Below are 10680 nucleotides of genomic sequence, written 5' to 3' on the forward strand. Positions count from 1 at the left end.
GGTCACCCCAGCACCGCCGTCTTCAACATCCTGGCCAGAAAGCTGGCCAGGATCGCCTGGGGTGTCTTCAAAAGCGGCCGGGACTTCGATCCGGCGATGCTGAAGGTGGGTCAAGCCTGCTTCCAGCAGGCTTGACCACGAACATAGGATCTCGACTCTACAAAGAGCGACGGCCGAGCATGGGCTCGGCTCTGCAGCAACCGCAGGTCAGCGCATCAGCACCACTTCCTCGGCCGAGGTCGGGTGGATCGCCACGGTGTCATCGAACTGGGCCTTGGTCGCGCCCATCTTCACCGCCACCGCGAAACCCTGCAGGATCTCGTCGGCCGCTTCGCCCAGCAGGTGGATACCTACCACGCGTTCTTCCGGGCCGGCGCAGACCATCTTGAACAGGCTGCGCTGGGTACCGTTGGCCAGCGCCTGCAGCATCGGTCGGAAACGGCTGTGGTAAACGCTCACCTGGTCGAAACGCGCGCGCGCTTCTTCCTCGCTCATGCCCACCGCACCCAGCGGCGGGTGCGAGAACACCACGCTGGCCACGTTCTCGTAATCCATCTTCGACTGCGGGCGGCCACCGAACAGGCGATCCATCAGGCGCCGCGACGCCGCCACCGCCACCGGAGTCAGGCCAACCTTGCCGGCGATATCACCCACCGCGTGCACGCTCGGCACGCTGGTGGTCTGCCATTCGTCCACCTGCACCTGCTGGTGTTCGCCAATGCCGATGCCGAGCGCTTCCAGGCCCAGATCACGACTGTTGCCGCGGCGGCCGGTGGCGAAGAACACCGCGTCGAACACGCTGTCGAGCGGGCCGTCATGGCCGAACGCACGTACGCGTTCGCCATCGCGCTGCAGTTCGCGCAGGCGATAGCCGAAATGGATGCGCACGCCCTGCTGCTTCAGGTTCTCGGCCAGCTGATCAGTCAGCTCGTAATCGAAGCGATCCAGCAGCCGCTGGCCACGCACCAGCAGGCTCACCTTGCTGCCCAGTGCCTGCAGCAGGCCGGCCAGCTCCACCGCGATGTAACCGCCACCGATGATCGCCACCTCGGCCGGTGCCGCACGCAGATCGAAGAAATCATCGGAGACCAGGCCCAGTTCCGCGCCGGGGATATCTGGACGCAGCGGGTGCGCGCCGGTGGCGATCAGGATGTGCTCGGCGCTGTAACGCACGCCATCACTGCAGGCCACGGTATGCGCATCGAGCAGATGGCCGCGCGCCGGAATGCGCACCACGCCGGTCTCATCCAGGCGTTTGTGGTAGCTGGTGTGGATGTTGCTGATGTAGGCCTGGCGATGGATCACCAGTTCCTTCCACGACAGCGCCGGGCGCGCCTGAACATCGAAGCCCATCGCACTGGCCAGGCCGATGCGCTCGTGCAGGTCGGCCGCCAGCCACATCGCCTTCTTCGGCACGCAGCCGACATTGACGCAGGTCCCGCCCAGCTCACCGGGCTCCAGCATTGCCACGCGCTTGCCATGCTGCGCGGCACGGATCGCACCAGCCAGGCCGGCGGAGCCGCCGCCAAGGACGATCAGGTCGTAATCATAGGGTGCAGTGCTCATCGGAATCGCTCGGGTCGGTAAGGGGCAGGATCGATCGCTGGCGTGCGGCCGCAGACGAGATCGGCGATCAGCTGGCCGGTGCCGGCGCTCATGCTGATGCCGAGCATGCCATGCCCCGCTGCAAGCCAGACGTGAGGATGTGCGGGCGCGCGGCCGATCAATGGCACGTCGTCCACGCTCATGGGGCGCCACCCGCACCACTGCTCCTGCAGCTGCGCACCGCGTGGCGCACGCAGGTAGTGGTCGGCGGCCTGATGCAGGGCCTGCAGGCGGGCCGTGCGCAGCTGCGGGTCGGCACCGGCGAATTCCATGGTGCCGCCCAGTCGCAACGCCTCGCGCCAGGCAATCACGAACACGGAATGGTCCTTCAGCACCACCGGGCGCTGCGGCACCTGCACCGGTCGCGACCAGGTCAGCGAATAGCCCTTGCCGGGCTGGATCGGCACGCGCAGATCCAGTTGCCGTGCCCAGCGCGGCGACCACGGTCCGGTGGCCAGTACCAGCTCGCGTGCGTGCAGCGTGCGTTCGCCGACGTGCACGCGCACACCCTGCGCGTCGGTACTGAAATCCTGCATGTCCGCCTGCTCCTCGATCACCACGCCCTGTGCACGCAGCACGCGCGCCAGTTCGGCGGTGTAGCGGTCCGGACGCAGCTGCGCATCGCCGGGGAAGTGGATCGCGCCGGCAATGCGATCATGGAAAGCTGGATTGTCGCGCGCATAGTCGGCGCCATCGATGCGCGCCGTGGCGATGCCCTGCGCGTTCAGTGCCTCACACTCAGCGGCGTGGTGATCGAAATTGCGGGCATCGCAAAACACGTAGTCCAGACCGCGGGTATCGAATTCGCAGTCCAGCGCATGCACCTGCACCCACTGTGCCAGGCGCAGCCGGGAATCATTCAGCAGCGCAGCGCGGGCGCGCGTGGCCTGCAGCCAGTCGCGCGCATTGCAGCGCGCCCCGAACTGCAGCAACCAACGCCACAGCGTCGGATCCAGCCGCGTACGCACGTACAACGGCGCACGCGGATCGAGCATCCAGCGCAGCGCGCGCAACGGTACGCCAGGCGCAGGCAGCGGCGGCGCGTGGCTGGGGGTGATGGTGCCGCAGTTGCCATGCGAGGTCGCGCCGCCGACACGCCCACGGTCGATCACGCGTACCTGCCGGCCCTGTGCGCGCAGCGCGAGCGCGACGGCCAGTCCAATGGCACCGGCGCCGACCACGATCACATCCTCGCGCGCGCCCTGCATCGATCAGCCCTGCCCGGCCCCGCGCCGCATCGGCGGCCACTGCCGGTAGGTCATCGCACGCCACAGCCATTCCATCGGCCCGAAACGGAAGCGGCGCAACCACGCGTGCGAAATGCCCACCTGCACAGCGAACAGCAGTAGTGCGAACAGCAGCTGCACGCTGCGCGGCATCACCTCGAACCATCCCAGTCCGTAGTGATAGAAAAGCAGCGTGCAGACCAGCGACTGCGCCAGGTAATGGGTCAGCGCCATGCGCCCCACCGGCGCCAGCCAGGCCAGCCGCGTGCGCCAGTGCACGATCCACGCCAGATAGCCCAGGCACATCGGCAGGCCGCCTATGGTCACCAGGCCCATCGCCGCCGTCACCGGAAGGTTGTAGGCGCCCGGTGCCAGGTAGGGTTTCCAGGCAACGCCGATCAACGTGACCAGCAGGCCCAGCGGCAACGCGACCCAGCGCAGCGACGCGTACAGCCGCGGGAAGCGCTCCGGCGCCGCCAGCGCGCCACTGCCGGCGAACCAGCTGCCGATCAGGAACATGCCCAGCACTTCCGGGCCGGTGATCAGCAGCGCCCCCATCGACGTACCGAACTCACTCAGGCGCTGCACATTGGCCTGCGCCCAGCTGCCCTGCCCGTACACCTGCCGCTGCAGCTCAATGCTCCGCTGCGCCTCGGCAAGCATGCCTTGCACATCTTCGGCCGAAGCCATCGACACCATCGCGCCGACCAGCAGCATCATCGCCACACCGCCGAGGTAGACCATCAGCCCCATCCACGGCAGCCAGCTGCGTGGCGCCTCGCGGCAGGCCAGCAGCGGCAACGAGATCAGTGCATACATCACCAGAATGTCGCCGGACCAGACCAGCAGTGCATGGCACAGACCGATCAGCAGCAAGCCAGCGCTGCGGCGCAGGTAGAACGGGGTGAAGTCGCGCCCGGCGGCCTCAGCGCGCTGCGCCATCACCGCGAAGCCGGCACCGAACAGCAACGAGAACAGGGTGAAGAACTTGCCCTGCACGAACACGTAGACAAAGGCATCGGCCCAGTAGTCGATGCCCTGCCAATGCACGTCGATGCCGGTGAACGCCAGGTCCAGCGGCCCGCTGAAGGCCTCGATGTTCATCAGCAGGATGCCCAGCAGCGCAGCACCGCGCAGCACGTCAAGCACGGCGATGCGTTCGCCGGAAGCCACCGGCTGCAGGGAAGGAGAAGCGGCGTTCACAGGGCGTCCGTCGGGCAGGTCCGCCATTATGCCGCCGGCCTGCGCGCCATGGATGGCCGCGCCGTGTTCCACAAACGCAACGGCCCGCCGAAGCGGGCCGTTGCTGCCATCACGATCGCGCTGCGATCAGTGCTGGTGACCGCCGTCGCCGTGGACGTGGCCGTGGTCGATTTCTTCCTTGCCGGCTTCGCGCACATCGACGATTTCCACGTCGAAGTGCAGGTCCTTGCCGGCCATCGGATGGTTCAGGTCGACGTCGACGACGCTCATGCCGACCTTCTGCACGGTCACCGCACGCGGGCCGAAGTTGGTCTGCAGCACGACCTGCTGGCCCGGAGCCAGCTTGGTGTTGCCGAAGTGCTTCTTCGGCACGCGCTGGGACAGGCCCTCACGACGCTCGCCGTAGGCATCGGCAGCGTTGACGTCGACGCTGAAGGTCGCGCCGGCTTCCTTGTCCATCATGGCGTTTTCCAGGCCCGGGATGATGTTGCCGTGGCCGATCAGGATCGCCAGCGGCTCGCCGCGGTCCTTGGACGATTCGATCGGCTCCTGGCCGACTTCGGAAACGGTGTAGTGGAAGCGGACAACGCGGTCTTTTTCGATCTTCATGCGCAACTCTGTCTGGATCTGCCGGAGGCAGGCGGGTTGGGGCGGGTTGTCGCCCGGCGGGGACGCCGCCATCATGACGGCCAATCCTAAGGTGGCGCATTATCCGGAGATCATGCACATCACGCCAGTTTCGTCCGGCCTGCGCCGGCTCCTCGCCCCGGCCCTGCTGCTGGCCCTGCCCGTGCTGATGACCGCCTGCGGCGGCGGCAAGGCCACCCGACCCGACCCGCCCCCGCCGACCGCGAACTGGCCGAAGACCGTGCCGGACAATCCCGAGGCGGCCAACTCGGTGCTGATGCGAGCCATCAGCCTGGTCGGCACCCCCTATCGCTATGGCGGCAATACCCCCGACTCCGGCTTCGACTGCAGCGGCCTGGTGGCCTACGTCTACCGCGAGATGCTGGACCTGAAACTGCCGCGCACCTCGCGCGACCTGGCGGCGGTACAGGGCCCGAAGATCGACCCGCAGCGCCTGGCCACCGGCGACCTGGTGTTCTTCGGCAGCCGCGGCAGCGTCACCCATGTCGGCATTTATGTGGGTGAAGGGCGCTTCGTGCACGCGCCGAGCACCGGTGGCACGGTCCGGCTGGACTCGCTCAGCGGTCCGTACTGGAAGGACCACTACACCGGGGCGAAACGCGTCCTTCGCTAAGATGAACAGGCGATATGTTCAAAATTGTGACGCACATCACCGTGCAGCTAACGATTTACTAACGGAATTTTTAACTTATTGCCGCTTTTACAGGGCATGATGCCCCATCGTTTTTTTCCTGTGACCGACGCGTGACGACTGACGACCTGAAAAGCGAAGGCCAGACTTCCGTATCTTCACGTAGTGCCCGCCCGCTGTTGCTTGGCTTGGCACTGTGTCTGACCAGCCTTCCGGCCTGGTCGCAGACTGCTCCGAACCGTTCCGATGTGACCCCGGCCCCGGTGGCCGAGAGCACCGCCCGACCGGCCGCCAAGGCCGAGGCTGCCGCTCCGCAGCGCAGCCGCGTCGATGCCGCCGCCAGCGCCACGCTGGCCGCCCTGCTGCCGCACCTGGCCGCCAATGACACCATTCCGCTGATGGACCGCTCGGCCGTGGTAGCCGGTGATCTCAGCCGCCTGCTCGCCAACTACGACACCAGCAGCGCCGCCAATGGCAGCGTTGTCGGCACCGCCGCCGACAACGGCAAGGTGCAATCGCTGCTGCGCCGCGCGATGACCCTGCTGGGCACCCCGTACCGTTGGGGTGGCAGCAACCCGGACAGCGGTTTCGACTGCAGCGGCCTGGTCGGTTACGTGTTCCGCTCGGCCCTGGGCATCGAGCTGCCGCGCGTGTCGCGCGAGATGGCACACGACGACAACGCCGAACTGATCAATGATCGCACCGCACTGGCTGCCGGTGACCTGGTGTTCTTCGGCCGCAAGGGCCGCGTCGACCACGTCGGCATCTATGTTGGCGATGGCCGCTTCCTGCATGCACCGAGCTCCGGCAAGGACGTCCGCGTGGACACCCTGCTCAGCGGCTACTGGGGCAACAAGTTCATGCAGGCCCGCCGGGTCGATCTCTGATCTGACCGGTTGGCGCTACCGCGCCGCCTGACACGAGAAAGCCGCTGCCCTGCAGCGGCTTTTTTGTTGGGCCCGTAATGGTGGGTAGCTGCCGACCTTGGTCGGTACCGCCTTCATCCACGCATGGCGTGGACCTACCAGGGACCTACCCTGATCGGCACCGCGTCAGTCAGCTCCAAAACAAAAAGCCCGCCGGTCAGGGCGGGCCTTTCATCTCCACGCAACCTCAGGCGCGTGGCGGTGTCGGGTCCGGATCGTCCACGCCGACATTGCTGGACGGGTTGTCATACACCGCCTGGTCGAGCAGCCCGGTTTCCTTGGCCACGATCACCGGCACCAGCATCTGGCCCGTCACATTCGTCATCGTGCGCATCATGTCCAGGATGCGGTCGATGGCATACAGGTAGCCGATGGTCTCCAGCGGCAGGTTGGCTGCGCTCAGCACCACCGTGGCCATGATCACCGCGGTACCCGGCACGCCGGCGGTACCGAAGCTGCCCAGCACCGAGGCGATCAGCACCACCACGTACTGCTCCGGGGTCAGCGGCACACCGCTGTACTGCGCGATGAACACCGCGCACAGCGCCGGGTAGATCGCGCCGCAGCCATCCATCTTGATGCTGGCGCCCAGCGGCACCGCGAACGAACCGTAGTCCTTGTTCACGCCCAGGTTGTGGGTGATCGAGCGCAACGCCACCGGCATCGCGGCGAAGCTGGACGAGCTGACGAAGGCGACCTGCATGCCCGGCGCCGCGCCACGGAAGAACTTCAACGGGTTCAGGCCGTGCGCCAGCAGCAGTGCGCTGTAGACCACCACGATGTGCAGTGCGCAGGCCACGTACAGCGCCAGCACGAAGTGGCCCAGCGGCAGCAGCTTCTCGAAGCCGTAGCTGCCGACCAGGCCGGCGATCAGGCCGAAGGTGCCGATCGGGGTGACTTCCAGCACGAAGCGGGTCACCTGGATCATGATGTCGCTCATCTGCCCGACCAGCTTGCGCGCCTCGGTCACCTTCTCGCCCAGCTTGACGATCGCAAAGCCCACCAGGCCGGCGAAGAAGATCACTGGCAGGATCGAGCCGCGACCGGCAGCCAGCACGGTTTCACCGGCCGCATTGACCTTGGTGCCGATGCCGGACAGCGCGTAGAAGACATTGGCCGGCACCACGTCCAGCAGCACCTGCACCACACTGGGCACTTCGCGCGGCACGTAGTTGCTGGCCATCGACAGCTGCAGGCCACCGGCGCCGGGCTGCAGCACGGTACCCACGCCCAGGCCGACGCACACCGCCAACGCGGCGGTGATCACGAACCACAGGAAGGTGCGGCCACTGAGCGCGGCGACCGACTTCTGGCCGTGCAGCGACGAGATTGCGTTGATGACCGCGAAGAACACCAGCGGCACGGCGATCATCTTGATCAGGGTGACGTACAGCTCGCCGAGCGGGCCGAACCACGTTTCCGCGGCCGGGCCGAGCGCCCAGCCGGCCAGCGCGCCGAGCACGAAGCCACCGACCACGCGCTGCCAGAATGGAATCCGCAGCCAGGCAGAGACCAGCTTCATAGGCAATCCAGAGGGGAAGGAAGGGATGCTGGCACGATAGCCCAAGGCGGCCCGCAGAACGACCGCCCGGCCGGCAAATCAGTGTGTCATCGGCGTGCCTTGCGAGGGCGGGCATAATGAACGTCCCGTTACAGTTTGTGAGATCCCAGCGTCCATGCGCCGTTCCGTCTCCCTGTTGGCCGCCTGCGCCACCACCCTGCTGCTGGGCGCCTGCGCCAGCACCACCCCCGCGTCCGCCCCGGCCGGCCTGAAGGTCGCCGTCGATCCCGTTGCCCACCCGGCCGGCGAGACCCCGCAGTGGTGGTACCGCAGCGGCGCCGCCCAGGCCGCCGCCAACGGTGCGATGTCCGGTAAGGCCAAGAACGTCATTCTGTTCCTCGGCGACGGCATGAGCCTGACCACCGTGGCCGCCTCGCGCATCTACGAAGGCCAGCAGAAGGGCGGCTCGGGTGAAGAGAACCTGCTGTCCTGGGAGCGCTTCCCGGCCACGGCGTTCAGCAAGACCTACAACACCGATTCGCAGACCCCGGATTCGGCCGGCACCATGACCGCCATCACCACCGGCGTGAAGACCCACATGGGCGCAATCGGCGTCAGCGCCGGCAGCCGCACCGACTGCGCCGACAGCCTGTCCAAGGGCCTGCTGACCTGGCTGCAGCTGGCCGACAGCGCCGGCCTGGCCACCGGCGTGGTCTCCACCGCGCGCCTGACCCATGCCACCCCGGCCGCCACCTATGCGCACTCGCCCGAGCGCAACTGGGAAAACGATACCGACCTGACTGAAGCCGCCAAGGCTGCCGGCTGCAAGGACATCGCCCAGCAGCTGCTGTCGACCTCGCGCTATGGGCGCGGCCCGCTGGTCGCCCTCGGCGGCGGTCGCGGTGAATTCACCACTGTGGAAGAGCGCGATCCGGAATACGACGACAAGGTCGGCCAGCGCCTGGACGGCCGTAGCCTGGTGCAGGAATGGCAGCAGGCGCATCCGCAGGGTGCCTACGTGTGGAACAGCAAGCAGCTGGCCGCCGCCGCGAATGCGCCGGCTATCCTTGGCCTGTTCGAGCCGGACCACATGCGCTACGAGTACGAGCGCCCGCAGGATCCGGGCGGTGAGCCGAGCCTGGCCGAACTGACTGCCGCCGCGATCAAGAATCTGGCCAAGCACCAGGAAGGCTACGTGCTGATGATCGAAGGCGCGCGCATCGACCACGCCAACCACAGCGGCAACGCCTACCGTGCGCTGACCGAGACCGTGGCCCTGTCCGACGCGGTGCGCGTGGCCAACGAACTGACCTCGGCCGACGATACCCTGATCATCGTCACCGCCGACCACTCGCACACCCTGAACTTCGTCGGCTACCCGGCGCGCGGCAACCCGATCCTGGGCAAGGTGAAGGACAAGGGCGGCGAAGACGGCGCCGGCAAGCTGGACTACGCGCTGGACGGCACCGGCCAGCCGTACACCACCCTGAGCTACGCCAATGGCCCGGGCCATACCGGCAGCAGCAACCAGCAGCCGGCCGGTCCGAAGCGTTACCCGCACAACCCGAGCAGCTTCGAACCGGCCAACGGCCGCCCGAACCTGCGCGAGGTCGACACCGAGCATCCGGACTACATGCAGGAAGCACTGGTGCCGATGAAGTCCGAGTCGCACGGCGGCGAAGACGTCGGTATCTGGGCACGCGGCCCGGGCAGCAAGGCGATCCGCGGCACGCTGGAACAGAACGCGATCTACCACATGATCGTGCAGGCCACCCCGGCCCTGCGCGAGCGCCTGTGCCAGGCCGGCACCTGCGACGACAAGGGCGTGCCGGTACAGCTGCCGGCACCGACGGCCTTCGAACGCAAGGCCGAGGCCAAGTGATCGTGCGGCAGGCCCGCCCTGCCCCCGCCCGCGGCCGTTTCGCACGGTCGCTGGCCTTGTTCGGTGTGCTGGCCAGTTCCAGCGCGCTGGCGCAGGCACCGGCCTGCAAGCTGCTGACCGACGAACACGGGTTGTGGCCGCTGCCCAACTGCGAGGTGGTCGATCACCGGCCGAAGATCAGCGCCGACACGCTGAAGGACCTGAACTACGACGACCACGGCCTGGCCGTGGTGTACGCCGACCAGGGCTTCCACTACGTCAACCGCAAGGGCCGCAGCCTGCCGGTACTGACCTGGGACAACGGTCCGGAAACACCACAGGAAGGCCTGCTGCGCGCCCGCGTCGGCAACCGCGTGGCCTACTTCGATCTGAAGTTCCGCCAGGTGGTGCCCGGCACGTTCGATTTCGGGTGGCCGTTCCAGGATGGCGTGGCCGAGGTCTGCAATGGTTGCCGTCGTGGTACGCCGGATGCCGATGGCCACACGCCGATGGAAGGCGGAGAGCGGTTCCGGATCGACCGCTCGGGCCGTCGGATAAAGTAGGTTTTTCGGCAGGGCTGCGCCCTGCACCTGCAGACGCAACGGCAACGGCCGAAGCAACAGCGTGCATTCCGTGGGATGGCGGGGCACTGTGGGTTTGCGGGGACGGCGCAAGTACGTCCATGTAGCCTTGATCGCCGCATCCATGCGGCTCACACCCCGCAAACCCACAGTGCCCCGCCTCTGACAGATCTCCGCGGCTGTTGGTAGGTGTCGACCTTGGTCGACACATCTGTCAGATATCGAATGAGTCATCCACGCATGGCGTGGATCTACCGTGTCGACCAAGGTCGACACCTACCAGAGCAATACGCCGTTCCGACAAATCGCGGAAAACTGTCGAAGGCGGGGTGGGTCCGGTTGCGGGGGCGTGAGCCGCATGGGCCCGAGGCATGCCTCGGGCGGGTTGGGCAGGAGGCCCAACCCGGGTCTTGCCGTGTACGCAGGACAGCGCACACGAGCAAGCGGCGACCGAGCTTACATGGGTGAGGGCGCTTTGCTTGCGAAGCATTGCTTCGC

General features: G+C 67.0%; 9 protein-coding genes and 1 pseudogene. 5 read left to right on the forward strand and 5 right to left on the reverse strand.

All coding sequences use genetic code 11. The features are described 5' to 3' along the window. Window positions 1–135 (forward strand): annotated as a pseudogene (locus ACMZ91_RS21430) (IS110 family transposase); the annotation flags it as partial. A gap of 72 nt (window positions 136–207) precedes the next feature. On the opposite strand, the gene gorA reads toward ACMZ91_RS21430, so the two are convergent. The 4 genes from gorA to ACMZ91_RS21450 form a co-directional block, all read right to left on the reverse strand. Then, on the reverse strand, window positions 208–1566 hold the full coding sequence (gorA, locus tag ACMZ91_RS21435; protein ID WP_125893984.1) for a glutathione-disulfide reductase: 1359 nt from the start codon (window positions 1564–1566) through the stop codon (window positions 208–210). Beyond that, window positions 1563–2813 (reverse strand): NAD(P)/FAD-dependent oxidoreductase, encoded by a 1251-nt coding sequence (locus ACMZ91_RS21440; RefSeq protein ID WP_414578561.1) that lies wholly within the window; start codon window positions 2811–2813, stop codon window positions 1563–1565. The genes gorA and ACMZ91_RS21440 overlap by 4 nt, the downstream gene beginning before the upstream one ends. Window positions 2814–2816: 3 nt before the next feature. After that, window positions 2817–4061, reverse strand: coding sequence for a DUF418 domain-containing protein (locus tag ACMZ91_RS21445; protein ID WP_049398730.1), 1245 nt, complete (start codon window positions 4059–4061; stop codon window positions 2817–2819). 99 nt (window positions 4062–4160) lie between these two features. After that, window positions 4161–4643, reverse strand: a complete 483-nt coding sequence (locus tag ACMZ91_RS21450) for an FKBP-type peptidyl-prolyl cis-trans isomerase (protein WP_049398704.1) — start codon at window positions 4641–4643, stop codon at window positions 4161–4163. Window positions 4644–4716: 73 nt separating this feature from the next. Between ACMZ91_RS21450 and ACMZ91_RS21455 the strand changes: the two genes are divergently transcribed. Next, a complete protein-coding gene (locus tag ACMZ91_RS21455) occupies window positions 4717–5295 on the forward strand; it encodes a C40 family peptidase (protein WP_180862759.1) in 579 nt (192 codons plus the stop codon). A gap of 131 nt (window positions 5296–5426) precedes the next feature. Beyond that, window positions 5427–6200, forward strand: a complete 774-nt coding sequence (locus ACMZ91_RS21460) for a C40 family peptidase (protein ID WP_005414115.1) — start codon at window positions 5427–5429, stop codon at window positions 6198–6200. 226 nt (window positions 6201–6426) lie between these two features. Here the strand turns inward: ACMZ91_RS21460 and ACMZ91_RS21465 are convergent, their stop codons facing one another. Beyond that, the gene (locus ACMZ91_RS21465; RefSeq protein WP_006381938.1) at window positions 6427–7761 is read right to left on the reverse strand and encodes a dicarboxylate/amino acid:cation symporter; all 1335 of its coding nucleotides are present in this window, start codon (window positions 7759–7761) and stop codon (window positions 6427–6429) included. Between the two features lie 154 nt (window positions 7762–7915). Here ACMZ91_RS21465 and ACMZ91_RS21470 point away from each other — a divergent pair, with 154 nt between their 5' ends. Beyond that, window positions 7916–9622 carry an alkaline phosphatase gene (locus tag ACMZ91_RS21470; protein ID WP_032128997.1) on the forward strand — a complete coding sequence of 569 codons (1707 nt, stop codon included), beginning with the start codon at window positions 7916–7918 and terminating at the stop codon, window positions 9620–9622. Then, the gene (locus tag ACMZ91_RS21475; protein ID WP_049460724.1) at window positions 9619–10164 is read left to right on the forward strand and encodes a WG repeat-containing protein; all 546 of its coding nucleotides are present in this window, start codon (window positions 9619–9621) and stop codon (window positions 10162–10164) included. The genes ACMZ91_RS21470 and ACMZ91_RS21475 overlap by 4 nt, the downstream gene beginning before the upstream one ends. Window positions 10165–10680: the final 516 nt, after the last annotated feature.

Source organism: Stenotrophomonas sp. FR024 (assembly GCF_047500745.2).
In the GTDB taxonomy this organism is placed as follows: domain Bacteria; phylum Pseudomonadota; class Gammaproteobacteria; order Xanthomonadales; family Xanthomonadaceae; genus Stenotrophomonas; species Stenotrophomonas maltophilia_A.

Excerpts from the sequence above, each read along its gene's own strand:
- gorA (WP_125893984.1), bottom strand. The coding sequence starts at position 1,566 with ATGAGCACTGCACCCTATGATTACGACCTGATCGTCCTTGGCGGCGGC.
- ACMZ91_RS21440 (WP_414578561.1), bottom strand. The coding sequence starts at position 2,813 with ATGCAGGGCGCGCGCGAGGATGTGATCGTGGTCGGCGCCGGTGCCATT.
- ACMZ91_RS21445 (WP_049398730.1), bottom strand. The coding sequence starts at position 4,061 with ATGGCGGACCTGCCCGACGGACGCCCTGTGAACGCCGCTTCTCCTTCC.
- ACMZ91_RS21450 (WP_049398704.1), bottom strand. The coding sequence starts at position 4,643 with ATGAAGATCGAAAAAGACCGCGTTGTCCGCTTCCACTACACCGTTTCC.
- ACMZ91_RS21455 (WP_180862759.1), top strand. The coding sequence starts at position 4,717 with ATGACGGCCAATCCTAAGGTGGCGCATTATCCGGAGATCATGCACATC.
- ACMZ91_RS21465 (WP_006381938.1), bottom strand. The coding sequence starts at position 7,761 with ATGAAGCTGGTCTCTGCCTGGCTGCGGATTCCATTCTGGCAGCGCGTG.
- ACMZ91_RS21470 (WP_032128997.1), top strand. The coding sequence starts at position 7,916 with ATGCGCCGTTCCGTCTCCCTGTTGGCCGCCTGCGCCACCACCCTGCTG.